Origin of the sequence: Mediterraneibacter sp. 210702-DFI.3.120 (genome assembly GCF_020561005.1) — a bacterium.
In the GTDB taxonomy this organism is placed as follows: domain Bacteria; phylum Bacillota; class Clostridia; order Lachnospirales; family Lachnospiraceae; genus Mediterraneibacter; species Mediterraneibacter faecis.
Genome location: NZ_JAJCNG010000001.1, coordinates 64,273 through 90,087, shown reverse-complemented (window position 1 = coordinate 90,087; position 25,815 = coordinate 64,273). Strand labels below are relative to the sequence as shown.

The 25,815-nt window shown below is 46.5% G+C and carries 26 protein-coding genes; all 26 read left to right on the top strand.

All coding sequences use genetic code 11. The annotated features are described in order from the left end of the window. The first annotated feature begins 37 nt into the window (after positions 1–37). The 26 genes from LI162_RS00415 (at position 38) to LI162_RS00290 (ending at position 25,810) form a co-directional block, all read left to right on the top strand. Entirely contained in the window at positions 38–4,429 is a 4,392-nt protein-coding gene (locus LI162_RS00415; RefSeq protein WP_227155439.1) for a SpaA isopeptide-forming pilin-related protein, read from the top strand. After that, positions 4,407–5,189, top strand: coding sequence for a class B sortase (locus tag LI162_RS00410; protein WP_227155573.1), 783 nt, complete (start codon positions 4,407–4,409; stop codon positions 5,187–5,189). Before LI162_RS00415 ends, LI162_RS00410 begins: the two co-directional genes overlap by 23 nt. Before the next feature lie 603 nt (positions 5,190–5,792). Then, on the top strand, positions 5,793–6,095 hold the full coding sequence (locus LI162_RS00405) for a type II toxin-antitoxin system RelB/DinJ family antitoxin (protein WP_009248024.1): 303 nt from the start codon (positions 5,793–5,795) through the stop codon (positions 6,093–6,095). A gap of 1 nt (position 6,096) precedes the next feature. Beyond that, entirely contained in the window at positions 6,097–6,411 is a 315-nt protein-coding gene (locus LI162_RS00400) for a type II toxin-antitoxin system RelE/ParE family toxin (protein ID WP_009248023.1), read from the top strand. A 96-nt stretch (positions 6,412–6,507) separates the two neighbouring features. Next, positions 6,508–7,668 carry a methionine adenosyltransferase gene (gene metK / locus LI162_RS00395; RefSeq protein WP_009248022.1) on the top strand — a complete coding sequence of 387 codons (1,161 nt, stop codon included), beginning with the start codon at positions 6,508–6,510 and terminating at the stop codon, positions 7,666–7,668. After that, positions 7,668–8,639, top strand: coding sequence for a DUF3991 and TOPRIM domain-containing protein (locus LI162_RS00390; protein ID WP_009248021.1), 972 nt, complete (start codon positions 7,668–7,670; stop codon positions 8,637–8,639). Before metK ends, LI162_RS00390 begins: the two co-directional genes overlap by 1 nt. Positions 8,640–8,644: 5 nt before the next feature. After that, on the top strand, positions 8,645–9,442 hold the full coding sequence (locus LI162_RS00385) for a hypothetical protein (RefSeq protein WP_044961791.1): 798 nt from the start codon (positions 8,645–8,647) through the stop codon (positions 9,440–9,442). Between the two features lie 99 nt (positions 9,443–9,541). After that, positions 9,542–10,576 carry a hypothetical protein gene (locus tag LI162_RS00380; protein WP_021651994.1) on the top strand — a complete coding sequence of 345 codons (1,035 nt, stop codon included), beginning with the start codon at positions 9,542–9,544 and terminating at the stop codon, positions 10,574–10,576. A gap of 18 nt (positions 10,577–10,594) precedes the next feature. Beyond that, on the top strand, positions 10,595–11,401 hold the full coding sequence (locus LI162_RS00375) for a DNA-methyltransferase (protein WP_009248018.1): 807 nt from the start codon (positions 10,595–10,597) through the stop codon (positions 11,399–11,401). 81 nt (positions 11,402–11,482) lie between these two features. Continuing rightward, positions 11,483–11,809: a DUF7768 domain-containing protein gene (locus LI162_RS00370; RefSeq protein ID WP_009248017.1), complete on the top strand. Its 327-nt coding sequence runs from the start codon at positions 11,483–11,485 to the stop codon at positions 11,807–11,809. A 126-nt stretch (positions 11,810–11,935) separates the two neighbouring features. Then, entirely contained in the window at positions 11,936–12,313 is a 378-nt protein-coding gene (locus LI162_RS00365) for a DUF3789 domain-containing protein (protein WP_195389222.1), read from the top strand. Between the two features lie 8 nt (positions 12,314–12,321). Then, positions 12,322–12,630 carry a plasmid mobilization protein gene (locus LI162_RS00360; RefSeq protein ID WP_195389223.1) on the top strand — a complete coding sequence of 103 codons (309 nt, stop codon included), beginning with the start codon at positions 12,322–12,324 and terminating at the stop codon, positions 12,628–12,630. Further along, positions 12,631–13,899, top strand: coding sequence for a relaxase/mobilization nuclease domain-containing protein (locus LI162_RS00355; protein ID WP_195389224.1), 1,269 nt, complete (start codon positions 12,631–12,633; stop codon positions 13,897–13,899). Positions 13,900–13,913: 14 nt separating this feature from the next. Beyond that, entirely contained in the window at positions 13,914–14,714 is an 801-nt protein-coding gene (locus LI162_RS00350; protein WP_029730579.1) for a PcfB family protein, read from the top strand. Positions 14,715–14,720: 6 nt separating this feature from the next. Next, a complete protein-coding gene (locus LI162_RS00345) occupies positions 14,721–15,671 on the top strand; it encodes an ArdC-like ssDNA-binding domain-containing protein (RefSeq protein ID WP_195389225.1) in 951 nt (316 codons plus the stop codon). An 81-nt stretch (positions 15,672–15,752) separates the two neighbouring features. Next, positions 15,753–16,064 carry a hypothetical protein gene (locus LI162_RS00340; RefSeq protein WP_029730577.1) on the top strand — a complete coding sequence of 104 codons (312 nt, stop codon included), beginning with the start codon at positions 15,753–15,755 and terminating at the stop codon, positions 16,062–16,064. Between the two features lie 18 nt (positions 16,065–16,082). Beyond that, positions 16,083–16,361 carry a DUF4314 domain-containing protein gene (locus LI162_RS00335; protein WP_029730576.1) on the top strand — a complete coding sequence of 93 codons (279 nt, stop codon included), beginning with the start codon at positions 16,083–16,085 and terminating at the stop codon, positions 16,359–16,361. A gap of 116 nt (positions 16,362–16,477) precedes the next feature. Further along, positions 16,478–17,077 (top strand): type IV secretory system conjugative DNA transfer family protein, encoded by a 600-nt coding sequence (locus tag LI162_RS00330; RefSeq protein ID WP_331470777.1) that lies wholly within the window; start codon positions 16,478–16,480, stop codon positions 17,075–17,077. A gap of 677 nt (positions 17,078–17,754) precedes the next feature. After that, the gene (ltrA, locus tag LI162_RS00325; protein WP_227155437.1) at positions 17,755–19,662 is read left to right on the top strand and encodes a group II intron reverse transcriptase/maturase; all 1,908 of its coding nucleotides are present in this window, start codon (positions 17,755–17,757) and stop codon (positions 19,660–19,662) included. Position 19,663: 1 nt separating this feature from the next. Then, entirely contained in the window at positions 19,664–19,801 is a 138-nt protein-coding gene (locus LI162_RS00320; RefSeq protein WP_227078876.1) for a hypothetical protein, read from the top strand. Beyond that, complete coding sequence (locus LI162_RS00315; protein WP_330421704.1) at positions 19,764–20,855, top strand: VirD4-like conjugal transfer protein, CD1115 family; 1,092 nt, start codon at positions 19,764–19,766, stop codon at positions 20,853–20,855. Before LI162_RS00320 ends, LI162_RS00315 begins: the two co-directional genes overlap by 38 nt. Positions 20,856–20,863: 8 nt before the next feature. Further along, positions 20,864–21,232: a hypothetical protein gene (locus tag LI162_RS00310; RefSeq protein ID WP_055215345.1), complete on the top strand. Its 369-nt coding sequence runs from the start codon at positions 20,864–20,866 to the stop codon at positions 21,230–21,232. Between the two features lie 63 nt (positions 21,233–21,295). Beyond that, the gene (locus tag LI162_RS00305; RefSeq protein ID WP_055214751.1) at positions 21,296–22,135 is read left to right on the top strand and encodes a hypothetical protein; all 840 of its coding nucleotides are present in this window, start codon (positions 21,296–21,298) and stop codon (positions 22,133–22,135) included. Between the two features lie 33 nt (positions 22,136–22,168). Beyond that, positions 22,169–22,615 (top strand): PrgI family protein, encoded by a 447-nt coding sequence (locus LI162_RS00300; protein ID WP_195389226.1) that lies wholly within the window; start codon positions 22,169–22,171, stop codon positions 22,613–22,615. Beyond that, positions 22,608–24,938, top strand: coding sequence for a VirB4-like conjugal transfer ATPase, CD1110 family (locus tag LI162_RS00295; RefSeq protein ID WP_255615845.1), 2,331 nt, complete (start codon positions 22,608–22,610; stop codon positions 24,936–24,938). Before LI162_RS00300 ends, LI162_RS00295 begins: the two co-directional genes overlap by 8 nt. A 71-nt stretch (positions 24,939–25,009) precedes the next feature. After that, entirely contained in the window at positions 25,010–25,810 is an 801-nt protein-coding gene (locus tag LI162_RS00290) for a DUF6674 family protein (protein WP_055214753.1), read from the top strand. The last annotated feature ends 5 nt before the right edge of the window (positions 25,811–25,815 follow it).

Sequence of the window (25,815 nt, the reverse complement as noted above, 5' to 3'; positions counted from 1 at the left end):
GCCTCTGCGGTATTTTTAACGAAAAAAGGAGAATGCAATGAAGAGCAGAAATATCAAAACAAGACTTGCAGCCTTTGGACTCGCACTGCTTATGGGGCTTAGTCCGCTTGGGAACTTAGCGGATGTCCATGCGGCAGAAACAAAAAATCCGTCAGAGCCAGTGACGGAGAGTGCAGAAATATCTGAAACGGAACAGACAGAGGAAGTTTCAGAAGCTGCGAAACATTTGGTAACAGCAGAAGACATCACGAAAGATATTTCCGACAAGGATTTTATGGCGGAGACTTGTATGGAAGGCATCCATTACAATCCAGAACAAGAGGATGTTACCTTGGAACGTATCGAAGCGGAAGATGGAGGGAGCTACCATCCTGACCAGGCAGGAACTTATATCGCAACCTACTGGGTTGTGCCAAAGGATGCGCGTGACAGCTATTCTGTGAGCAGAAAGATCATCCTGACAGATACGGAAGGGCAGGCTCATACAGAAGAAAATGGCGGTCAGAAACAGAAGGAGGATACGAATTCTGAAGAAGATTCGGAGATGCCTGTGCAGGAGATCCCGGATGTGGAAGTGACGGTATCTGGGGAAGATGCAGATGCACAGGCAGCAAGGGAACTGGAAGAAAAGATTGAGGATGGGGAAGTGACGATGCTTTCCGGTGCGGAAAACACTTTCCGAGCAAAGGAAACCGTACATCTGGAAAAAGGGGAGACCATCTACTATCCAAGTTATATTGGAAATTACTTAACCTGCTGGTTTACGGTCAATGGAAAGATCGCTTACTGTCTGGAATCCCATCGTTCCTCACCGCCGAGTGGTGACTATGTGGCACAGGTATTGGACAGCAATAAGAACTTGCAGAAGGTGCTGTATTATGGTTATGGCGGTGCCGGGGATATTACAGGCAGTTATCTGTCCGGGAAAAGTGCAGAAGAGAAATATGTATATACCCACATCGCAGCCAGTTATGCCTATGCAGGTGAGGCAGGATTTACAGGATGTAAGTATGAAGATCTGGTAAACGCAGGCGTGATCGCCTATATTGACCACCTGTTTGCTATGGAAGAGCCGCCGAAGGGGGAAATTTCTCTTTCCAAGACTTCTGTAAAAGCAGTCCGAAATGGAAATGTACAGAAAACACCGGATATCACATTGTCCGGGGATCACCGAAACTACATTTCAGTCCATGTACCAAAAGACATCACCATTTATAACAAGACAAAGGGAACTTCCGCAGAGAATGGTGCGCTGAAGATCTATGGCGGGGATACATTTTATCTGACTGCCCCAATGCTTCATACCGGAAAATATTCCTCCGGGGAGCTGCATGGTTCTGTAGGGGAAACCTGGAGAACACTGGTATTATCCACAGGAAACAGCAATCAGGACATTGGAGTCTTTGAATCGGAGAAAGCCAATCCGGTAAGTTTTACGGTAGACTGGCTGGAGATGACAAGGATCGAGCTTTTAAAACAGGATGCGGATACCAAGAATCCTTTAGACGGTGCAGTGTATGGCATTTATACAGACAGCAAGTGTGAGCATCTTTTGATGGAAATGCCAGTTACCGGGGAAGAGGGAAAAGCAGTCAGTGATTATTTTGAGGCAGCCATCAAAACAGTATATGTGAAGGAGATCAAGGCTCCAGACAAGTATGCACAGAGTGATGTGATCCATAAGGTGGATGTGGAAGCCGGAAAGACGGTCACCATCTCAGCAACCGATGAGAGGGTGAAAGGTGCTGTCCATATCCAAAAGATCGATAAGGAGACACAGACCTTTCTTCCCCAGGGGGATAGTTCCCTTGCCGGGGCTGTGTATGGTCTGTATGCTAGAGAGGATATCGTCCACCCGGATGGAAAGGCGGGGGTTCTGTTCAAAAAAGACAGCCTCATCGCACAGGGTGTGATCAAGGAGGATGGTACCTTAGATTTTTCCGAATTGTATCTGGGGAAAATGTATGTGAAAGAGATCACTCCGCCGGAAGGCTATACGGTAGATCCAACAGAGTATGAGGTGGACCTTGCTTACGAAGGACAGGAAGTGGCAGAGGTAACCAGGGACCTGACGGTACAGGAACAGGTGAAAAAGCAGGCGTTCCAGCTGATCAAGATCAGCGAAGATGGAGACCAGACAGAAACAGACCTTGTGGAAGGGGCAGGTTTTAAGGTGTATCTGGTCAGCAGCCTTTCCAAAGTAGAGAGTGGGGAATTACAGCCATCCAATGGGGATCAGTTTACTGCGGAAGATTTCCGAGGTTATGATTTCAGTAAGGAAGAGGTGGCAGTGACCTATGTGGATGGCAAGGCTGTCCCAGTACAGGAGCTTATTACAGATAAAAAAGGATATGCTCTCAGTCCGGAGCTTCCGTATGGTCTTTATGTGGTAGAGGAAAGCACCGTACCGGAGAACTTGAAAGCCATCGATCCGTTTTTGGTGAAGGTTGATGAGGACAGCAGAGAACCGATGGTATGGCGTGTGTTCGATGACCGTCCGTTTGAGTTTTTGTTAAAAATCGTGAAAAAGGATGCACAGACAGGCAATCCGGTTTTAAAAGCAGGAGCTTCCTATAAAATCTTTGACATGGAAAAAGAGGAATATGTAGAGCAGACGGTATTCTATCCGAAGAAAGAGACCATCAGCGTTTTTAAGACCAATGAGGAAGGCTATCTGGTAACACCGGAAGAATTGAAATGTTCTACTTACCGGATCGAAGAAGTGAAAGCACCGGAAGGGTTTGTAAGACAGGGATATGAGAGTTCCTTGTATGAAGGGGAAAAAGTAATTTCTCCATTGGAAGTGACCGGAAAAGGCAGTTACAAAGAGAACCCGAAAGAGGGAATCGTGATCACGGTTTCTTCCGATACCGCCCATCAGATCGATCCCGATACCGGGGCAGTCATCGTGGAAGTCGAGCAGCCAAACGATGAGCAGGTGGGAAGCCTGACACTGACCAAAACCGGGGAACAGCCAGTGGAAGTGAAGGGGGATTCCCTGCTTGCAAAGGCAAAGAGACTGGCAGGAAAGATCAAAGATGCAGTGACCGGAGAGGATACCGATACCGGAGTGTTCCATGATTTTGTCTATGAAGAATCCGGTGTGGAAGGGGCAGCCTTTGAACTGTATGCCAAGGACACCATTTATTCCCCGGACGGAGCAAAGGATGAGCAAGGCAATCCGGTCATCCGTTATGAAAAAGACGATCTGGTGGCAACTTTAGTGACCGATTCAGAAGGAAAGGCAGTGGTAAATAATCTTCCATTGGGTTCTTATTATCTGAAAGAAACGGTGGCAGGTGACCATTTCGTATTGAACCCGGAACAGAAAGAATTTACCCTGACCGTAGAGGATGATACTCAGGCAGTTGTTTATGAAGGGGTTGCTTATAAAAATGAGCGACAGAAGATTTCCATTTCTGTAGAAAAGAAGGATGCAGTCACAGAAGAGAAGCTGGAAGGCGTGATCTTTGGATTGTATGCCAAAGAAGATATCCTCTCCCAGCAGGGTGAGGTTCTTGTGGAAAAGGACACTCTGCTGGAGAAGAAAGCAACGGATGAGAAGGGACAGCTTACCTTTGACAGCGACCTCTATCATGGGAAATATTATGTAAAAGAGGAAGTGAGAAAACCGGGATATCTTCCAAATGAAGAAATCTGGGAGATGGATGCCTCTTACACAGACCAGAACCTTGCAGAAATCAAGCTGACAAAAGAAGTGGAAAACCAGCCGACTGAGAGCCAATTTACGAAAACCGATGCAACAACCGGGGAAGAACTGGAAGGCGCGAAGCTTCAGATCATCGATAAAGAGGGCAACATCGTAGAAGAGTGGATCAGTGCAAAAGAACCACACGTAGTTTATGGACTGCCAGAAGGAACGTATATCCTTCACGAAGAACTGCCGCCTTATGCAGAGGGCTATGTATCTGCAGAAGATATCGAGTTTGAAGTAAAAGAAGATGGCAGTGTGACCAAGGTGGAGATGAAGGATGATTATTCCAAAGTGGAAATTTCCAAGACGGATATTACCACAGGCGAGGAACTGGAAGGTGCCAAGCTGCAGATCTTAAATAAAGAGGGTGAGATTCTGGAAGAGTGGGTAACGGATGGAAAGCCTCATCTGGCAGAGAAACTTCCGGTAGGGGAAGAGCTGACTCTGCGTGAGATCACAGCGCCGGAAGGCTATGAGATTGCAGAAGATGTGAAATTCACATTGGAAGATACCATGGAAATCCAGAAGGTGGAAATGAAAGATGCAAGAACACCGGAAACACCGGGTGTACCGCAGACAGGGGATGACCACTGGAAACCAATCCTGCTGTTTGTTCTCCTGGGAGCATCAGCAGCCGGACTCATGGCAACCATGATTTATAAGAAGAAACATGGAAAGACAGAAAAAGCAGATGAAACGAAAAAAGAAGAGTAGGCTGTGGATTCTGCAGGTGATGTTGTGTGTCATCTGCATAATGAGTGCAGCGTTGCTTTATTATGATTTTGTTATCATCCCCCGGCAGAACCGGGAACTGGTGGAGGACTTAAAATCCCACTTCCCGGAGGAATTTCCTCCGGGCGGGGGCTCTCCAACACAAAAAGAAGAACAGGCTGGAAGAGAACTGGAAGTGCCTGCCGTTGACCTCCGCTTCCTACAGAGTCAGTATCCGGATGTTCGGGGCTGGCTTACGATCCAGGAGAGTGGCATCGATTATCCGGTACTGCAGAGCAGCCCGGAAGAACCGGAGTATTATCTGCCGAGGGATTACCGGGGAAACTACGACATCAATGGAAGTTTGTTCCTCCAGGCAGACTGTATTCTGGGAGAATCGGGAAATCTGACCATCTACGGTCACAACATGAACAGCGGGGCAATGTTCGGGAATCTGGATCAGTACGCCTCCTATGATTACTGGAAAGCACATCCCAGGGTGTTCTTTCAGACACCGGGAGGGATGGAGGAGTACCGGATAGCGGCAGTTTTGAAAGCCGATGTGTCCATGTTCGACTTCCAGAGGACATCTTTTCAGAGTCCACAGGAATTGGAGGCTTATGTAGCGCAGGCAAAAGCGCTGTCGTTGTTTGAAACAGGGGTAGATGGCATAGGTTGTGAGAAAACTCTGACGCTGGTGACCTGCTCTTATGAGTGGAAACAAGCCCGGAACATCCTTGTGGCAGTAAAAACAGGAGCTTAAAGGGGAAAAAGTGTTCAACAGTGGGAACTTTCTTCCGGTCTCTGGATATCTCCAGTACGCTTCGGAGTCAGTAATGTCAGAAAGTGTTCAAAAGTACCCCAAAAGTGCAGAATATGAGACAAGCTGCAGGTAAGAAGTGGCACTACGGAACAAAAAGTGTTCGAAGTTAATGGATGTGCAACGGATCGTGGCGGCTTGTGTAGTCTTGTAGTGTTGGGAAAGTGTTCGAAGATGGGCGCTTTTCCAGCTCTTTGGTGGCTTTTTGGAACTGAAGTTGCCGGGAAGTGTTTGAAAGCACCCGAAAAGTGCAGAATATGAGACAGGGCTGCATGAAAAGGACAGTACCATCATACACAAAAGTGTTCGAGGATGTAGGATGTACAACGAAATGTGGCGTGATGTAGTGTCAGAAAGTGTTTAAAGACTGGGACTTTTGCAGCTATCTGGATGTATCTGCCATCTATCTGGAATGTGTTTTTTAAGCGAAAATCTGAGAGTATAATGAAAATGTAAAATCGGATATAAAACTTAGAAAATGTGAGAAATAGTGCTTGAATTGTAACGACAAAAGCGTTACAATATAAGAAACAAGGAGGTGTGATCATGGAAAAAACAGCAACATTAAACTTAAGAGTAAACCCAACTGTCAAAGAGCGGGCAGAAAAAGTATTGTCTCAGTTAGGTGTTCCTATGTCAACAGCGATTGATATGTATTTGAATCAAATTTCTCTTACAGGTGGAATTCCATTTTCTGTTTCTTTACCAAAAGCACCAGTATCGATTCATGCAGATGCCATGACAACAGAAGAAATCCATCAGAAATTGGAAAAAGGTTACAATGATATAGCTGCAGGAAGAGTGCAAAATGCAGCAGAAGCGTTCGCAAAATTCAGGGAGAATCATTGATATGAAACACTATACGGTTGAGATTACAAATGAAGCATTGGCTGATATGGAGCAGTTATATAATCACATCGCTTATGTTCTTCAGGCACCAGAAAATGCGATGGATCAATACAACCGGATTGCAGACGCTATTTTAACATTGGATACTATGGCTGAGAGAATCCGTATTATGGAATCAGAGCCGGAACGAAGCAAAGAGATGAGAAGATTGTTGGTAGACAATTATTCGGTCTTTTTTGTAATCCAGGGAGATAAGGTGATTGTAACAGATGTACTGTATAGTGCATCAGATATTGAAAGCCGATTAAAAGGTTAAATGAGAAAATTAAACAATATATAAAACATCAGGCAGGATATGTTCCCGTAAAAAGGAAGGTGTCCTGCCTTTTTGCATGAAAGAGAGGGAATTCATATGAGAAAATTTTATACAGCAGAAGCAGTAACAGAAGGACACCCGGACAAATTGTGTGACCAGATTGCAGATGCAATCTTGGATGTGTGTCTGAAACAGGATGAACAGTCCAGAGTAGCATGTGAGGTGCTTGCTACGAAAGGAACGATCATTGTGGCAGGGGAAATCACCAGCACCTATGAACCGGATGTGTTTGCAGTTGTGCGAAAAGTACTGTCTGACGTGGGTTATTCCAGTGAAGGGATTGCAATGGACACTTTTGTCCATCGACAGAGTCCCGATATTGCAGGGGCAGTCGATACTTCAAAAGAACGAAGGGAAGGAGTGTCTGACAATCAGATAGACTGGTTCCAAGGGGCAGGGGATCAGGGTGTGATGATCGGATATGCCTGTGATGAAACGAAGCAGCTCATGCCTATGCCTGTGGTGCTGGCCAATCGGATTGTCCGGGAATTATCTGCCTGCAGACAAAGCTCTTATATTCAGGGGATCTTACCGGATGGGAAAGCCCAGGTGACCGTAGAATATGAAAATGGGAAGCCTGTCCGACTGGATAGTGTGGTAGTGTCCTGCCAGCATACGGAAGAAAAAGATTTGAAAAAGCTGGAAGCGGAGATCCGAAAGAAGGTGTTATTGCCGGCGCTTCGTCCCCTGCCACCGGATGAGGAAACCAAGATTTATATCAATCCATCGGGGCGTTTTGTCTGTGGAGGACTGGATGCAGATACGGGGCTGACTGGAAGGAAGCTGATGGTAGACAGTTATGGAAGCATGGTTCCCCATGGCGGTGGTGCATTTTCCGGAAAGGATTGTTCAAAAGTGGATCGTTCAGCAGCCTATATGGCTAGATATATCGCCAAGAATATCGTAGCTGCGGGGCTTGCCAGCAAGTGTCAAGTGTCTTTGGCTTATGCAATCGGAGTGGCACAGCCAGTTATGGTGCAGGTGGACACGTTTGGTACGGGAAACGTGTGTGCGGATGACTGTCTGGAGCTGGCAATCCCGCTGGTGTTTGGGCTGACTCCGAAGCAGATCGTGGATACCCTGCGCCTTACCCGTCCTATTTTCCGACAGACTGCAGCCTTCGGGCATTTCGGAAGAAAAGAGTTTCCGTGGGAGCGCACCGATAAGGTCGAGGCTCTTCGCAATGCAGTGATCTGATGGCTTGGGTTACTGAAGAAGAATATCAGGCAGCCAAGCAGGTGAGAGCCTACGAGTATCTGCAGACATACCAGCCGGGGAGATTGAAAAAAACACGGACAAGAAATGAATGGCAGCTTCAGGACCATGACAGTTTCAAAATCAATGAGATTACCAGCAAATGGCATTGGAAGTCCAGGGGTATTGGTGGAATGTCGGCTCTCCGGTTTTTGATGCAGGTAGATGGCATGGGATATACGGAAGCAGTAAAAATCTTGTGTGAGCAGACGCCTGTGTATGTTTCCAGAGCAGAACCAGCCCCCAGGAAGAAGCCCTTTTCCCTGCCTTTCCCCAACGACAGTTTTTACCGGGTACGGAGATATTTGAACCAAAGGGGAATCCGGGATGAGGTACTGGATTATTGTGTGCAGCTGGGAATCCTGTATGAGAGCGCCCCCTACCATAACGCTGTTTTTGTTGGCATGGATGAACAGGGAGAAGCAAAGTATGCGTTTCTGCGTGGGATTTATGACAGCCGGGGAAAGAGCTTTCGAATGGAACAGGAAGGAAGCAACAAACAGTATAGCTTTTGTGTTCCGCCTTTGGGGAAAAGCCATCGGGTAGCGGTGTATGAAGCCTGTATTGATGCCCTTGCCCATATGACGCTGGAAGATGGACGAACCGATAAGTATCGCCTGTCTCTGGGTGGAATCGCAGCGCCGAAAGAAGGCGCGGAACGAGCAACAAAAAAGATGAAGCGCCCGGATGCATTGGAATATTTTCTGAAAGAGCATCCGGAGGTAACAGAAATTGAGCTCTGCACCGATAACGATTTTGCCGGGCGATGGGCATGTGCGCAGTTAAAAGAGCAGTATGAGGAAAAATATACCGTAGTTTGTAACTTACCACAGATGGAAGGTGCAGACTATGGAGACCTGGCAAAACAGGCGGTGGAAAAACAGAAGAAACAGCAAAAGGAAAGAGGCAGGTGAGGCAAATGGAAGATACGATCAAAATAGAATTATTGACACCGCTGACAGGAACCTTTCTTCCCAATGAGATGGAACAAGATTGGGAAGAAGAGGATTACAATGACTTTGAAGAAGAGCAGGTATTTTTTGAAGGAGATGATTTAACGGAGTATGCTTCTGTGATTCAGGAAAAGATTGCAGAATACAACCGTGTCGGACATGACGATGATAGGACCGATAATCTGATGGATTATTTTGACGGAAGTGCTGCCATTAAAGAAAAAGTAGTGTCCGCAGTTCCATCGGTGAAAGAATCGGATGGTGTGTTATATGGCTGTACAACTTTAGAATTGAAAGAGTATCTGGAGGCGGAAGAATTATCGGAACTGTGTGAATATCTCACCGGACAATATAGTGATGGATGGGGAGAAGGCTTTGAACAGCAGGAGATTCCGGTAGAGGGTGGTGAACTGTGTATACACTTTTGGCGCCCCATAGATTTTGAATTTCAACAGGCAAAATCAGAAGTCTCAAAAGAAAAGTCGGAGAAACAAGAAAATCCGGTAAATGTTCCGAAACGCCTGAAAATGCAGCTTTTGGGAATGGATGGAAATGTGTTTGCGGTTATGGCCAGGGCAAGTAAACTGCTTCAGGAAAATGGGCAGGGACAAGAGGCAAAAGAAATGATTGCACGTGTCCAGAAATCAGAGAACTATTATCAGGCACTTCATATCATCAGTGAATATGTGGAAACAGAACTGAGTGCATCTTCTCAGAATGATACCAAGCCCCCAAAGAAACGTGGGAAGGAAGAATGCCGATGAAGTTATCTTTTGTCACATCAAAGGAGATGTGGGAAGAAAAAATAGCAGAAACAGATTGAAAAGAGAATAAACAGCCAGAACACTGACAAGGGAGGTCTTATGGAAAAAAGATTGCAATTATGGAGTCCTGTGTGGGGATGGCTTGCCACAAAAGAAGGGGAATCTGTAGATTTGAAGGGACAGGATCTTGTTCTTTATGAAACTGCCATCCAAGAGGCACTGGAGCAGGAAAAATTGTATTACAGAAAAAAGTCGGCACCATTCAATCTGATGGATTACTATGATGCGGATGATTCTGTAAAGGAGAAAGTGCAGAACCTCGATATCCAGGTGAAAAAAGAACAAGATGGTTTGTATGTTTGTGCCAGCCTTGCATTAATAGAGCCTCTTACACAGCAGGAACTGGAAGCGATCCAGAACTTTCTCAGCAGGCAGTACGAAGGGGGAATTTTTGATACCTCACGTATTCGTACCTATTCCGTAGAGGAAGGAGAAGTCGTTTTTGATTTTTCAGTAGATACAAAAGAAAAGTTCTCTCAAAAAGAAGTCCAATGCGAAACGCAGAAGAAATATGAAATCACTTCCATAGCCCATCCACAATTTCCATGGCTGCATAGAATCCGAGCATTGGTAGACGTAAATGAAGCGGTTCCCAAAGGAACCTTGGGTGGCTTTGTAGAATATGAGCAAAATCTTTCCCAGGAAGGATCATGCTGGATTTATGACCAGGCTATCTGCTGTGAACGTGCGGTAGTGGAAAGGAGTGCAGGACTGTTCCAAGAAGCGATTGCCAAGGGTGATGCCCTTCTTACGGGAACTGCAGTGATGTATCAAACGAGTATTGCAGAGGAATCCTGCCGTATTCTAGCTGGAGAGGTTTGGAATATGGCACACATTCGAGGATTTGCCAAGATTACTGCGGCAAAGGAAACAGGAGATGCACCTTTGATTCTCGGAAATAGCTTGGTTTTTGGAAATGTATGCGGGAAAGTATTGGTGAGAGGAAATGTTCTGCCAAGCCGGAGTGTGGAGAATCAGACACAGGAGCTGTTAGTTTTCAGGGGAGGTGATTCAATTCATAAAGTGAATGAAAGCAAGAAAAAAACAAAAAGTAAAAAACAGCCGGAGCGCTGATAAGAAAGGATGATGCCTATGGAAAATACCCTGCAGTTAGGGAACTTATTGAAAGAAGGAACATACCCGGAGGAATATACCGGAGGGAAAAACTGGACAATTTTACATGGAGATACGCTGAAACTGGTGAAAGCATTTCAGCCGGGGATCTTTGATGCAGTGATTACCGATCCGCCTTATGCGTCTGGGGGAACAAAACAGAATGAGCGAAACCGCACGACTAATCAGAAATACAGCAGTATGAAGGCAGAGAATGCACTGCCGGATTTTGATGGGGATAACAAGGATCAGCGTTCCTGGACCCATTGGATGGCAGAGTGGCTCTACGATGCGCGGAAAGCCTGTAAAGTTGGTGCGCCAATCTGCCTGTTTATTGACTGGAGACAATATCCCTCTATTACCGATGCACTCCAGTGGGCAGGCTGGATCTGGAGAGGAACTGCGGTTTGGGATAAGGGAAACTCTCGTCCGCAGAAAGGACGTTTTCGCCAGCAGGCTGAGTATATTGTGTGGGGCAGTAATGGCCCGATGCCAATCAACCGCCCGGTTTCCTGTCTTCCCGGTGTGTTCCGTTATGGAAATCCCCAGAACCGTATTCATGTGACAGAGAAACCGTTGCAGCTGATGAAAGATGTCATTCAGATTTGTGAGCCGGGTGGTAGAATCTTAGATCCCTTTGCCGGAGCAGGAACAACCATCCTTGCGGCGGTGGAAGAAGGCTATGAGACAGTAGGCATTGAAGTGACCGATGCTTATTATAAGCTGGGCAGTGACCGTGTAAAGTTTGCATTGGAAGCAAAGGAAAAAGAAGAGAGCGAGAAATAGCAAGGGCATCCACATGGATGTCCAACTTTGTTTCAGAAGAAGAAAAGTGCATCCACCTGGATGCAGGAAAGGGGTGAGGCGATGGAACAGGCGATGGCCTATGTGTGTTGTCCGGCAGAAGAAAGCAGAGTGAAGGTGCAGCGATATTGCCGGAAGATTTATGAGTTGGGATATGTTCCCATTTGTCCGAGGTTTGGATTTCTTCCTTTTCTGGATGAAGGGGAAGCTGAGGATTTGCAGGCATACAACCGGATGTCCCACTTGATCTTAAAGCGGTGTCGGATGGTGGTGGTCTGTGGAAAAGAAGTCACCGGAACGATGAACACAGATATTAGTACCGCAGACCGATTGCATATCATTTGTACCACATTAGATGGATTGATCAAGATCAAAGAAAAGGAAGCATAATCGATTCTGCATGGGGGAGTCGATGGAAATCGGTGGAACTGGTTTTGCAAGCATAGCGTTTGGATATCCAAACGCACTTTGGGGAGAACCCCAATCCCCCGGCAATCGAGAAAGGAGAGAAGTGAAATGTTTTTTGCAGGAATGGCCCTTGGGATAGTGGCAGGCGCAGCCTTTGGCATTGGGATCATGTGCTGTGTAGTCGCCGGAAAGCAGGAGGATCAGCGGATGGAGCAGATACGGATACGCAGACAGAAACAGGGAGAACCAAAACAGATCCAGTTCCGAGATATGGAAGGGATAGAGAGGTTCTCCCTTTTGGATGGGGAAAGCCTTTGCATGATGGCAGAGGACGGAACGAAAGAGATTGGGATCTGCCGCTTTGTGGATGAAAAGCAGGTAGATGTGAATGGGCAGGTCTGGGAAATCGGGGAATTCCTTTGGCAGATGGAACGCAGGGGAATTCAGGTGTATCCCTTAGAGACAGCAGAAAAGAAGAAAAGGTAGGTGGTCGGATGAGAAAACGAAACCATGTGGTTCCGGTACGGTTGAATGCAAAGGAACTTCGGCATCTGGACGGACAGGTAGCAAAGAGTGGGTTAAACAGGGAGGAGTTTTTACGTTCCCTGATCTTAGGCGCACAGTTGCAGACAAAGCCCTGTGAGCATCATGCAGAACTTCTTCGAAAGATTGCGGGACTTTGCAACAATGCCAACCAACTTGCCCATGTCGCCAATGGCACAGGAATGGCAGGGGAAGCCAGCGTACAGGAAATGATCCGGATTTCCAAAGAGACCTGGCGTCTGGTGAAAGAGGAATGGTAGATGGCATATACCAGCGTACTCCCCGTCCACCGCCTGGACCGTTCCATTGATTATGTGAAAGATCGGGCAAAGACCACCAAGAGTGCCGGCTCCCTGGAAGAAGCCATTGATTATGCGTTGAATCGGGAAAAGACGGAACAGACCATTTTTGAAGATGCCATGGGGTGTACTTGTGAAAATGCTTACGTGGACATGGTAAAGACCAAAGAGCGTTTTCATAAAAAAGAAGGGGTACAGGGATACCATCTGGTACAGAGTTTTGCAGAAGGGGAGGTATCCCCGGAACTGGCACATCTCATTGGGCAGGAACTGGCAGAGCAGTTATTGAAAGGGCAGTATGAGGTGGTGATCACGACCCATCTGAATACCAGTCATTACCACAACCATCTGGTATGGAATTCAGTGAGCATGGTAGATGGGAGAAAATACCACAGCAATGCTAAAAGTTATTTTACCGAGGTACGTCAGATTTCCGACCAATTATGCAGAAAATATGGTCTCTCGGTGATCCAGACGAATCAGGGAAAAGCCATGCATTATGCCCAGTGGAAAGCAGAAGCGGAAGGGAAGCCTACTTGGAGGACAGCCATCCGCCTGGATATCCGGGAGGCCATTGGTGTGAGTTTTTCCTGGAGTCAGTTTGTCAAAGAAATGGAGAAGCGGGGTTATACGTGGAAGCTGAACCGGAAGTATCCCTCCTTAAAGACACCGGGAATGGAGCGGTATATCCGCCTGCGTTCCTTGGGAAAAGGATATGGGGAGGCAGAAATCCGGGAGAAGATCCTGCGTCCCAAGATCCGGCAGGTGTATGGAACAACACAGATGCAGATTCCGAAGAGGAAACTTACTGGCTTACAGAAATTGTATTATTCCTATTTATATCAGATGGGGGTATTTCCAAAGAAGCCCAAGCGGATTCCTTATGCAGTACGTTCCGACATCCGGAGGCTGGACCAAAGGATTTGCCAGATGGAGTTTTTGCAAAAAGAAGAGATTATTACCAGGGAAGAGCTGGCAGCATACCGGAAACCCTTGGAAGAACAGGTACTTTCTTTGATGAAAGAGCGCAGAGAATTATACCGGAAAGAACCGGGCGGTATGCGCATTCAGGCAATCAATGGGGAATTAAAAGAACTTCGAAAGAAGATCCGCTTAAGTAGGCAGATTGAAAAACAGTCCCTGGAAATGGAAGAGCGGTTAAGGCAGGCAAAGGCACAGGAACAGGAAATGTCCGGGAAACAGCGAAGAGAGACAGAACGGAATCGGTAAGGAGGTGAGAGCGTATGAACTATGGCGGTGATGCAGCGGATCAGATTGTCCGGTATTCCATGGAAGGCATGGAACACACGTTACGGATCAGCGGGAGCATTGCAAAGAATCTGGCGGTGCTGATCGTAGCGGTGATGAAGGATCAGAAAAAGACCAGGGGAAAGACAAACCTGCTTCGGATGTTAAAGGAACAGCGGGCAATGAAGTTTTTCACCATTCCTCATGACAGGCTGCGGGAGTTTGCTGGGGAAGCCAAATCCAGGGGACTGTTGTATGTGGTCATCCGGGATAAAAAGAATCCTAAGTCTGCAGAGATCATGGTGTTTGCCGATGATGCAGCGAAGGTGAACCGGGTGCTGGATAAGATGAATCTGGACTTTGTCAAATCCGAAGCCGGAGAAGCGGTGGTGGAGCAAGCGCCAGTGCGGGAAGCAGAGCGTGTGATCGATGCAGAGTTTACCGAGAAAACCGAAGGAAAGGAGGAGCTTCCGGTCAAGACCGAAAAGGTGGTACTGCCGGAAGGAACCATTGAATTTGAATTAGACGAAGAAGAGCATCTGTTTGATGTGGGGGAAGTTACTCCTACAGGGGAAAATTTTACTCAGGCGGAGAAGGCAGGGAATCTGTCCGGACCTTCCTCGCACAACAGCGCTTCTTTTTCCGGGCAGGAAACTAGCCGGAAATGGGAGAAACCATCTGTCCGGCAGGAACTAAAGAAGATTGAAACCGAGCAGAGACAGCGCAGGCAGACACAGAAGAGCCGGAGAAAACCGAGAAACCAGCAGCGAAAAAAGAAAAAAGTGAAAGGCAGGTAAGGCGATATGGATTTAACGAATATGATCCCAGGTGGAGCAGGGGAAGAACAGGCTCCAGAACAGCGGCTGTCAAAAGAAGAGTATGCAGCTATGAAAAAACAGCAGAGGGAAGAAGTGTGGGCAGAGGTTGACGCTCAGGCGCAGGCAGTGTTCCAAAATGGGGAATCCTTAAAAGGATTTCTGGATTTTATGGCACAGTGCAACACCCAGAAAACACCCAACCTTTTGTTGATCTACGGACAGAATCCGCAGGCAACGGTGGTAAAATCCTATGATTACTGGAAAAAAGAACACCGTTCCCCAAAAGTCGGGGTGCATGGTTACACCTATATGGTCAGCACCGAATATGAAAAAGACGGGGAGCGGAGGACAGGCTATACCATCAGTAAGGGCTTTGACATCAGCCAGATGAGTGGGAAACCGCTGGAGGAACGTCCACAGCGTTCTATGGAAGAATTGATCCATGCAGTTTTAAAGGATCAGCCAGTGCAGATGCAGATCGCAGACAATCTGCCGGAGGGAATCCAGGCACAGTATATTCCAAAACAGCGCACCGTCTATGTGCAAAATGGAATGGAGGAGAATACAACATTCCATGCAGTGAACCGGGAACTGGCGTGTGCAGCATTAGATCAGCATGATGGGAATTATGTGAGAAAGAAAGTGAATGCACAAGCCTATTGTGCCGCCTATGTGATCGGCAAGCGGTATGGAGTAGAAGTGTCCGGTTTTCAGTTTGGAAAAATCGCAGAGATGCAGGCAAACGGGCAGAAAGATCCCCAGGAACTGCGTGGCTTTTTAAATGATGTACGTCAGGCAGCCTATACCATCCGCAACCATATGGAACGGAACTTCGGGGAACAGGAGCAGACCTTTTCCAAGGATGATTTTTCCTTTGAGGAACCGCCAAAGCAGACACCGAAGAAGGAGAAAAAAGAGAAACAGCCGGAGCGGTAAGTTCTTGAAAAAGTTCCGCTGTTGGGATAGCTATTGCGGGGTTCATGTGGTATGTTGGGTGTAACAAAGGAGGTGCCAAAGATGGCAGATTACTATTTGAAAACAGACAATATCATGAAAAATATGTTCACGGTGGCATTAAAAGACGAACTGGCAGCCCAAAGTCAGATGGGAAAGGTTCGTCCGGCTACAGAAGCCATGCTGCAGAAAGTCCGGGACTATGAACTTTCTGAGAAAAGGCTTCCCATCACCACAGGGGAACAGCGGGAACTTCGCAATGCCCTCAATCGGCTGCGGGACAAGTATCTGGCCATGGGCAGGTACAGCGATGGCATTGACAGTGTGATCTTAAAGGTCATGAAACCAAACACCAGCAGGCGCTTCTTCTGGTAGCAGAAGGGAGGGATGTCTATGAGGATGTATCATCAGAAACAAGTGGAACAATTACGAAAGCGGTATCCCGAAGGAACAAGGCTCTGCCTGGACTTTATGGATGAGGCAGGGATGCCGCCGGGATTACAGGGAACGGTAGCATTTATCGATGATGCCGGACAGATTCACATGCATTGGGAGAATGGGCGGAGTCTTGCCATTGTTCCCGGTGTGGATTCTTTTCATAGGGTAGACGGACCAGCAAAGGAAGTGCCAAAGAGTGAAAAAGCGAAGAAGGAGCGAAGTCTGCAGAGGTAGCATGGAAACGTTCTGACCTTTGGGTATGGCTGTTGTTTCTGCCCGTTGTCTGGTGGGCAGGCGCCATCACTGCCTGTGCCATCAAGCCGGATACCAATCTGTTACAAATCTTACAAGTGCTGACCGAAAAACTGGATCAGCCATTTTCTATCACTTATACACCGTACACGCTGCGGTGTGTGTTCACATTCACAATCGCCTATGTGTCAGGCATCGGTATTTATTACTCCCAGAAGAAAAATTATCGAAGAGGGGTGGAGCATGGCTCTGCCAAGTGGGGCGATGCAGCTTCCATCTGCAAGCGTTACCGGGACAAGCGGTACACCCAGAATCTCATTTTAACCCAAAACTTCCGCATGGGATTGGACTGCTATAAGCATAAACGAAATTTGAATGTCCTTGTGGTGGGCGGTTCCGGTGCAGGAAAAAGCCGGGCATATGCTGTAGTCAATATCATGCAGTGTAACTGTTCCATGGTGATCACCGATCCCAAAGGAGAGCTTCTGCGGAAAACCGGAGGCCTACTGGAGCGGGAAGGATATGAAGTGCGGGTGTTTGATCTCATCAATCCGGAAACGTCCTTTTGTTATAATCCCTTTGCTTATGTGCGGGATGACAAGGATGTGCTAAAACTCATCAACAACCTGATCCGCAATACCACCCCGAAGGGAGCGCAGAGTTCGGATCCGTTTTGGGAGAGTGCGACTTGTTCGTAGGCGGTAAAAAGTCTACGCACAATCGTAAAAATATGATTGTGAACTGATAATTTGATAAGTGGAATGATGGGGTAACGCCCTGAAACGCTTACACTTGGTGGGCATGCAGTTTCTGTAAAGGAGATTGTATGAAGCCCCACGACAAAGACTGAGAGTAACCGTAGCAGCTTGCCAATAAAGTTGCCGAAAGCAGTCCAGAGGTGGATTGTGTTACCTATAGGTCGAGTGTCTATAAAATATCTATGGTTAGAATGTCTGCTCTGGCGTGCAGACTGACGAATCTGCGAAGGTACGGTTCTAAAAGAAGACCATATAGAAATGTATGGGTGCGTTAAAGCGCAGTCAGTGTGGTTTAGTAGAAATTTTCCCTACGAACGACCATGATATGTTACAGGCATATCCAAGCTGACAGGACTATAGCAGAAACCTAAGGATATATATGCACAGATAGAATTGTCGGAACAAGGAAAGGTACCAGGTCTCTTTTCAGAGATTTTCTGACGAAGAATATAAGCAGATTTACTGGTGCTGAAAGGTGGAGATCGAACCGTTGAGAACTCCTGTAATGGGAGAAGGAGGAATGGTCTCCAGCCGATTGTGAAAAATCAGATATTATTCAGTCCAACATAAGGATTCGAGTAAGACCAAAAGGGTCACTTTCAAGGAGGTGATGCCTTATGCCAAAGAAAAGCAAAAGCCTATGTGTAGATGACCTTCGGCATGCAGAATATTATGATATGCAGACTACTTTTGATACATTATATCAAAAGAGCATGGACGGTGAAAAATTCGAGCATCTCATGGAGCTGATACTAAGCCGGGACAATATACTGCTTGCATATAGAAATATAAAAGCCAACAAGGGAAGCTATACAGCAGGAACAGACAATCAGAATATCACAGTAATCGGGAGAATGACACCCGATATGGTAGTGAAGAAAGTGAGGTTTATTGTCACAGAAAGTCAGCATGGTTACAGACCCAAACCTGTAAGGCGAAAAGATATCCCAAAGCCAAATGGAAAAACACGTCCATTAGGGATTCCCTGTATATGGGACAGGCTGGTACAGCAATGTGTGAAACAGATTTTAGAACCAATATGTGAAGCAAAGTTTTATAACAACATCTATGGGTTTAGACCTAATCGGTCTGTAGAACATGCAATATCAAAAACCTATACGATGTTACAGCGAATGAATTTACATTATGTCATTGAATTTGACATAAAAGGGTTCTTTGATAATGTGAATCACAGCAAGCTGATAAAGCAGATGTGGGCAATGGGAATACAGGATAAGCAGCTGCTATTTGTAATCCGGCGAATTCTGAGCGCACCTATACGAATGCAGGACGGTTCCACGATTATCCCTGACAAGGGAGCACCGCAGGGAGGAATTATTTCCCCTTTGCTGGCAAATATCGTACTGAATGAACTTGACTGGTGGGTAGCGAGCCAGTGGGAAGAAAATCCTCTGGCATTGCAGAAAGCGAAGTATCGGATTATCCGCACATCCCCAGTTCTGGACAAAGGCAGTGGATACAATATGATGCGCAAAACAAGATTAAAAGAAATGCACATCATTCGATATGCGGATGATTTTAGAATTTTCTGTAAAACCAAGGAAGATGCCGTAAAAACAAAAGAAGCTGTTACAAGGTGGATTGAAGAACGACTGAGGCTTGAAGTATCCCCAGAGAAAACAAGGATTGTAAACACCCGTAAAAGGTGGTCGGAGTTTTTGGGATTCAAGATAAGAGTTATTCAGAAAAACCACAGATATATCGTGAAGTCAGCAATTTGTGACAAAAAGGCTAAAATTGAAAAAGAGAAGTTAGTGGAACAGGCAAAACATATTGCCAAGCCAAGGGAGAAAATGACTTGTTTAAATGAGATAAGATTATACAACTCCATGGTGTTAGGCATACAGAATTATTATCAGATTGCAACCTGTATCAGTATTGATTGCAGGGGATTCCACAGACAGGTGATGACGGTACTGACCAATCGGATGAACACTGAAAAAGGAAGTATGCTGAAACGGGAAGGTGGGACAATGACAAAAAGCGAACAGGAAAGGTTTGGAAAATCGAAAATGGTTCGTTATGTTGCTGGAATTGACCAAATGATATACCCAATCGCATATGTGAAATATAAAGTGGCTATGCCGAAAAGAATCAAAGTATGCAATTATACAGCGGAGGGCAGAGAGCCAATCCATACAGAATTAAGCCTAAATAAGGCAGTTCTGTATGGATTGAAAACAAAGAAACCTCAAGAAGATAGCATAGAAGTTCTGGACAGCAGTCTGTCACTATTTTCTGCACAGAAAGGGAAATGTGCTATCAGCGGGGAAGAATTTACAACTGCCCAAAGCATTGCTTGTTGGTATAAAAAGCCAAAAGAGCAAGGTGGTTTGGAACGCTACAAAAATATGACTCTGATTCATGACAGATATTTACCGTTATTACAGAAAACATCTCTGGGACAATTAAAAGCCTTAGCCAAAACATTGAAAGTAACTACGAAAATGATGTCTAAGATAAACAGTCTGCGAAAGCTGTCTGGACTTCCTACAATAGGATAATGTGAAAATTTGGAAACTGATTAAATATCTGAGAAAAGCAATCGGTGGGGCGCCGGATGCGGTGAAAGTCGCATGTCCGGTGCTAGTCGGGGGAAAAGCTGGTGATTACATCAAAGGCTTACCTATCGACACAAAGTGAGACTGCCTTGCTGCAGGCGCTTATGCTGTATCTGTTACATGAAGCGCCGCCGGAAGAACAGAACTTCTCCATGATTATGGAAATGTTAGGCTCTGCCCAGGTAAAAGAGGACGATGAGGAATACCAGTCACCCTTGGATATTTTGTTTGAACGACTGGAGATGCGCAATCCGGAAAGTATTGCAGTCAAGCAGTATGCCATTTACAAACAGGCGGCTGGAAAAACTGCTAAGTCCATCCTGATTTCCGTAGGTGTCCGTCTGGCAGCGTTCAACTTAAAACAGATCGCCAATTTAACCTGCACCGATGAACTGGATCTTTACAGCATCGGGGAGAAAAAGGTGGCGCTGTTTTGCTGTATCCCGGATGCAGATACCAGTCTCAACTATCTGGTGGGTATGATCTACAGTAACCTGTTCCAGACCCTTTACTATGTGGCAGACCGGAAATACCATGGGAAACTGCCCATTCCGGTACACTGCATCATGGATGAGTGGCCCAACGTGGCATTGCCCGATGACTTTGATAAGTTGCTGGCAACCATGCGGTCGCGCGCAATTTCCTGCAGTATCATCATCCAGAACATTGCCCAGATGAAAGCCTTGTTTAAGGACAGCTGGGAAAGTCTGATAGGAAATTGCGATGAATTTTTATACTTGGGCGGCAATGAAAAAGAGGGGCATAAATATGTCTCAGAACTACTGGGAAAAGAAACACTGGATACCAATACCTATGGGCAGACCAAAGGAAGAAGCGGAAGTTATTCTGTGAATTTCCAACAGTCTGGAAGGGAACTTCTCACCCCGGATGAAGTGCGGCTTTTGGATAACCGGAAAGCGGTGCTGCTGGTGCGTGGGGAGCGTCCTATTTTGGATGAGAAATACGATCTGCACAAGCATGTGAATGTGAAATATACGGAGGATGGCGGTGCGCCTCCCTATGATTATGCGAAAGCACCGCTGTCTCATGAAGATGTAACCATTGATACCAGGAGACTGGATGATTATGAACTGCTCTCAGCTGAGGAAATCCTCGGAGGGGAGCAGTCTTTTTGATTGGAGGAATGCCATTGAAGAAAACAAATGAAATGCCAAAGAATCAAACAGGAAACCATACCACAGTACCGAAAGTTATGGGAAAAGGACCTAAATATCCCTTTGCCTTTTATGTGGCTCTGGTGTTGTCCATGACCGTAGGGGCAGCTCCGGTGCTTGCCGCCGGAGATCCGTTGGCGGTCATCAATAACCTGTCCACCTTTATCTTTTCCCTGATCCGGGCCATTGGTCTGATCTTATTGGGATTTGGTGTGGTGCAGGTGGGATTGAGCTTAAAAAGTCACGATCCCAGCCAGAGAGCCAATGGATTTTTGACTCTGGCAGGAGGCGTCATCATTACCTTTGCAAAAGAGATCCTGGACCTGATCGTTGGGTAGCAGGAAGAAATGGAAAGGGGTAGGGAGAGACTCTTCCTGCCCCGGCAAAGGAGGTGAAGCTGTTTGAGTGATAACTGGATCGTGCAGAACCTAAACTCTGCACTGAACACCTGGAATGAGAAACTGTCAGAAATCTGGACACTGCTTACCCAAAGCCCGGAATCTTTTAAGGGCGGGGATATTTGGAGCGTCATCACCGGGATTAACGGAGCGCTGACAGCCATTGGATATGGGTTGTTGGTCTTGTTTTTTGCTGCCGGGATTGTCAAGACCTGTGGCAGTTTTACGGACATGAAGAAGCCGGAGCATGCCCTGAAAGCCTTTATCCGCTTTGCCCTGGCGCAAGGCGCCATCATGTATGGCATGGAACTGATGACAGCGCTGTTTTCCATTGTTCAGGGGATTGTGTCTACCATCATGGCACAGTCAGGCATGACCAATGGTGGCGTGACAGAACTTCCAGCAGAGATCGTGGAGAAGATTGAAGCGGTGGGCATGCTGGAATCCATTCCTCTGTGGATTGTGACCTTGCTGGGAAGCCTTTTGATTACAGTGCTGTCCTTCATTATGATCCTTACGGTATATGGAAGGATGTTTAAGCTGTATATGTACACTGCCATTGCACCCATTCCCATTTCCACCTTTGCGGGTGAACCCTCCCAGTCGGTGGGAAAAAACTTTATCAAGTCTTATGCGGGAGTGTGTCTGGAAGGGGCGATCATTGCACTAGCTTGTATCATCTTTTCTGTCTATGCAGCCAGTCCGCCAGCAGTAGGGGATACCTCTTTGAGTGCGGTGACCATTGTGTGGAATTATGTAGGGGAACTGGTGTTTAATCTGCTGGTACTGGTGGGTGCGGTAAAAGCATCTGACCGGATTGTGAAAGAAATGATGGGATTATAGGAATAGAAAAATAAAAGAAAGAGAGCGAGAAAAATGGAAGTAAAAATGAATAAAGAAATCCGCAACTATCAGGAGTCTATGTTTATGGGACTGAACCTGCGACAGTGCATCTTTTCCCTGTTTGCCATTCTTGTGGCGGTAGGGATTTATTTTGGTCTGGGAGACTATGTAGGGCAGGAAATGACCGGGTGGCTGTGTATCTTAGGCGCTGCTCCGTTCGCAGCCTGTGGGTTCTTCCAGTACCATGGCATGAATGCGGAGCAGTTTGCCTGGGCGTATATCAAGTCCGAATTTTTATACCCCAAGCGATTGCTGTTTCAAAGCGAGGATCTGTACCATGCCTGTATGGAAGAGACGATGAGTCTTGGAGAAAAGACCAGGGGAGATGGCGCTGCCCTTTTGAAAAAGAGGGAACAGCGGGCAAGGAAAAAACAGATGAAGCAGAAAAAGAAGTCAGGAAGGAGTGGTGCGTTTGATTAAAACCTTACAGCAGGCATTAAAAATGGACCGGGAGAAGTTCAAAGTCCCAAGGTCTGTCCAGCAGGCGATTCCCATCCAGCGGATCTGGCCGGATGGAGTGTTCCAGTCCGGGACGAAATTTTCCAAATCCTTTCGGTTTTCGGATATCAACTATGCCATTGCAAGTAAAGAAGATAAAACGGAAATGTTCTTAGATTACAGTGAACTATTAAATGCGTTGGATTCCGGTGCATCTGCCAAGATTACCCTAAATAATAGAAGAATCAATAAGGAAGAGTTTGAAGCCTCCCTGCTGTTGCCGATGAAAGAGGACGGGTTGGATACATACCGGAAGGAATACAACGAAATGCTGTTATCCAAGGTCAGCGGCACCAACAACAGTATTTATCAGGAGCGGTATCTGACGGTCAGTGTCCATAAGAAGAACATTGATGAGGCAAGGACCTATTTTGCCCGTGTGGGAACGGATATCATCACCCATCTGAGCAAGCTGTCCTCCATTGGAGAAGAGCTGGATGCGGAACAGCGCCTGCAGATCTTCCGGGATTTTTTCAGGGCAGACCAGCCTCAGTGCTTCCCATTTGATATGAAGGCGTTTGCCAAACGGGGGAGCAGTTTTAAGGACTGGATCTGTCCCCAGTCCATGGAATTTTCCAAAGACTGTTTCAAGATCAACGAGCGATATGGACGGGTGCTGTATATGCAGGATTATGCCAGTTATGTCAAGGATGACATGATTTCGGAGTTATGTGATTTGAGCCGGGATCTGATGCTGTCCATTGACATTCTCCCGGTGCCAACAGACGAAGCAGTGCGTGAGATCCAGAACCGTCTGCTCGGTGTGGAGACGAACGTGACCAACTGGCAGAGACGCCAGAATGCCAACAATAACTTTTCCGCCATTGTACCCTATGATATGGAACTACAGAGGAAAGAGACCAAAGAAATGCTGGATGATTTGACGACCAGGGATCAGCGGATGATGTTCGGCATCCTTACCATGGTGCATATGGCAGACAGCAAGAAACAGTTGGATTCGGATACGGAGAGCATTTTATCCGTGGCAAGAAAACATTTGTGCCAGATGGCAACTTTGAAGTGGCAGCAAGTGGATGGACTCAATACGGTACTGCCTTATGGCATCCGAAAGATCAATGCCCTGCGTACCCTGACCACAGAGTCCACCGCAGTGCTGATTCCATTCCATACCCAGGAGATCATGCAGCCGGGTGGTATTTATTATGGGCAGAATGCGGTGAGCAAAAATATGCTGGTGGCAGACCGAAGGAAACTATTGAATGGAAACTCTTTCCGTCTTGGTGTCAGCGGTTCGGGAAAGAGTTTCTCGGCAAAAGAAGAGATTGTGGATCTGGCCTTGTCTACGGAAGATGACATTCTTATCTTAGATCCGGAGTCAGAATTCGGTTCGCTGGTGGAAGCGCTGAATGGAGAAGTGATCTCCATTTCTGCAACGTCCCATACTCATCTGAATGCACTGGATATGGATTCTGCCTATGGAAACGACAAGAATCCGCTCATTGAGAAGTCAGAGTTTATTTTGTCCCTGTTTGAACAGTTAGTGGGGGCTGGCAATCTGTCGGCAAAGGAAAAATCCATCCTGGACCGCTGTACCGCAGATGTGTACCGGGAATATATCCGAAGCGGTTATAAAAGCGAAGTGCCGACCTTGAAAGACTTGTACCGCCAGCTCATACTCCAGCCGGAAGAAGAGGCCAGAGGGCTTGCCTTGTCTTCGGAACTGTTTATCAATGGAAGTCTCAATACCTTTGCACAGAAAACCAATGTGGATACGAAGAACCGTATCATTGCCTATGATATCCGGGAACTGGGAGAGCAGCTCATGCCTCTTGGTATGCTGGTTACCTTGGACAGTATTTTCAACCGGGTAATCCAGAACTGGAAGAAAGGAAAAACTACCTGGATCTTTGCCGATGAGTTTTATCTCTTGTTCCGGTATCAGTACAGTGCTGACTTTTTCTACCGCCTCTACAAGAGGATTCGTAAATACCAGGGATTTGTGACAGGTTTAACGCAGAACGTGGAGGAACTTTTGAAATCGGATACTGCAAGACTGATGCTGGCAAACAGTGAATTTTTGATCCTTTTAAACCAGGCGACCACAGACCGGGATGAACTGGCTTCCCTTTTGAATATTTCCGAGAACCAGTTATCCTATATCACAAATGTAGGCGCAGGAAAGGGACTGATCCGGTGTTCCGGAAATCTGGTGCCATTTGAGAACAGCTTTCCGAAGAATACGAAGCTGTACCGCTTGATGACAACGAAACCGGGAGAGTGTTAGTCGAAAAGATATTTTTTAGGGTGCTGTTGGAATTTCTTTGGCAGCATCCTTTTGGGAAGGAGGGAATGTAAATGGAAGAAGGACAAACAGTGGAAATCCAGGAAACGAGAGAACCGCTTCGGGAGCAGGGCAGTATCCGGGTATTGCTGGAGCTGTTGGAACAACAGGGCATGAATCAGGAAAAAGGGGATGTGCTCCGTATGGCAGACTATATTGATTCCATGGAAATGCAACTGGGAACCGTCTTAAAAGAATTGGGAGAGGTGAAGAAGCAACTGGGTGTGATGCAGGAAAGTAAGGTCAAACTCTTTGCGGTGAATACAATCCAGAAAGCAGAACATCAGGTGAAAACACTTCGTTTTCAGGTGGGAGAATGGAAACGAAAGTTTGTGGAACGGGCAGAACAGGCAGTAGTTGATTTTAAAGAAAAGGGGAAAGATGCCCTTGCCTGTGCGGTAAAGGGAATGCACCTTACCCAAGGCTTGCAAAAAATCCAATCGTCTCTGCATACGGTGATGCTGTCGATGGATCAGAAGATTGACCGTCTGGGGAGCATGGCGGAAGAACTGCAAGTTGCCAAAGGGCATCTGAAAAACGCATTTTTGGAAATGAACGGAAAAGATACCGCAAAAATCACAGAGCGAAATCCGGAACAGGGAATGATCTTTCAAACTCAGAAGGTGTTATTCCAATCCATGCGGAGCATCCATCGGCTGGAACAGAAAACAGAACGATTGCAACAGCAGATTGGAAAACTGGAAGAAAGACAAAGGAAACCGACATCTTTGAAAGATACCCTGCAGGAACTGAGACAGGAATCACATCCTCTGAAGCCTGGCAAAGAAGAAAAAAAGAAGGCGGCAGTTCGATAAAGAGA

What these genes read in the sequence shown, in the direction of transcription:
- LI162_RS00415 (WP_227155439.1), top strand. Translation starts at nt 38, where the DNA reads ATGAAGAGCAGAAATATCAAAACAAGACTTGCAGCCTTTGGACTCGCA.
- LI162_RS00410 (WP_227155573.1), top strand. Translation starts at nt 4,407, where the DNA reads ATGAAACGAAAAAAGAAGAGTAGGCTGTGGATTCTGCAGGTGATGTTG.
- LI162_RS00405 (WP_009248024.1), top strand. Translation starts at nt 5,793, where the DNA reads ATGGAAAAAACAGCAACATTAAACTTAAGAGTAAACCCAACTGTCAAA.
- LI162_RS00400 (WP_009248023.1), top strand. Translation starts at nt 6,097, where the DNA reads ATGAAACACTATACGGTTGAGATTACAAATGAAGCATTGGCTGATATG.
- metK (WP_009248022.1), top strand. Translation starts at nt 6,508, where the DNA reads ATGAGAAAATTTTATACAGCAGAAGCAGTAACAGAAGGACACCCGGAC.
- LI162_RS00390 (WP_009248021.1), top strand. Translation starts at nt 7,668, where the DNA reads ATGGCTTGGGTTACTGAAGAAGAATATCAGGCAGCCAAGCAGGTGAGA.
- LI162_RS00385 (WP_044961791.1), top strand. Translation starts at nt 8,645, where the DNA reads ATGGAAGATACGATCAAAATAGAATTATTGACACCGCTGACAGGAACC.
- LI162_RS00380 (WP_021651994.1), top strand. Translation starts at nt 9,542, where the DNA reads ATGGAAAAAAGATTGCAATTATGGAGTCCTGTGTGGGGATGGCTTGCC.
- LI162_RS00375 (WP_009248018.1), top strand. Translation starts at nt 10,595, where the DNA reads ATGGAAAATACCCTGCAGTTAGGGAACTTATTGAAAGAAGGAACATAC.
- LI162_RS00370 (WP_009248017.1), top strand. Translation starts at nt 11,483, where the DNA reads ATGGAACAGGCGATGGCCTATGTGTGTTGTCCGGCAGAAGAAAGCAGA.
- LI162_RS00365 (WP_195389222.1), top strand. Translation starts at nt 11,936, where the DNA reads ATGTTTTTTGCAGGAATGGCCCTTGGGATAGTGGCAGGCGCAGCCTTT.
- LI162_RS00360 (WP_195389223.1), top strand. Translation starts at nt 12,322, where the DNA reads ATGAGAAAACGAAACCATGTGGTTCCGGTACGGTTGAATGCAAAGGAA.
- LI162_RS00355 (WP_195389224.1), top strand. Translation starts at nt 12,631, where the DNA reads ATGGCATATACCAGCGTACTCCCCGTCCACCGCCTGGACCGTTCCATT.
- LI162_RS00350 (WP_029730579.1), top strand. Translation starts at nt 13,914, where the DNA reads ATGAACTATGGCGGTGATGCAGCGGATCAGATTGTCCGGTATTCCATG.
- LI162_RS00345 (WP_195389225.1), top strand. Translation starts at nt 14,721, where the DNA reads ATGGATTTAACGAATATGATCCCAGGTGGAGCAGGGGAAGAACAGGCT.
- LI162_RS00340 (WP_029730577.1), top strand. Translation starts at nt 15,753, where the DNA reads ATGGCAGATTACTATTTGAAAACAGACAATATCATGAAAAATATGTTC.
- LI162_RS00335 (WP_029730576.1), top strand. Translation starts at nt 16,083, where the DNA reads ATGAGGATGTATCATCAGAAACAAGTGGAACAATTACGAAAGCGGTAT.
- ltrA (WP_227155437.1), top strand. Translation starts at nt 17,755, where the DNA reads ATGCCAAAGAAAAGCAAAAGCCTATGTGTAGATGACCTTCGGCATGCA.
- LI162_RS00310 (WP_055215345.1), top strand. Translation starts at nt 20,864, where the DNA reads ATGCCATTGAAGAAAACAAATGAAATGCCAAAGAATCAAACAGGAAAC.
- LI162_RS00300 (WP_195389226.1), top strand. Translation starts at nt 22,169, where the DNA reads ATGGAAGTAAAAATGAATAAAGAAATCCGCAACTATCAGGAGTCTATG.
- LI162_RS00290 (WP_055214753.1), top strand. Translation starts at nt 25,010, where the DNA reads ATGGAAGAAGGACAAACAGTGGAAATCCAGGAAACGAGAGAACCGCTT.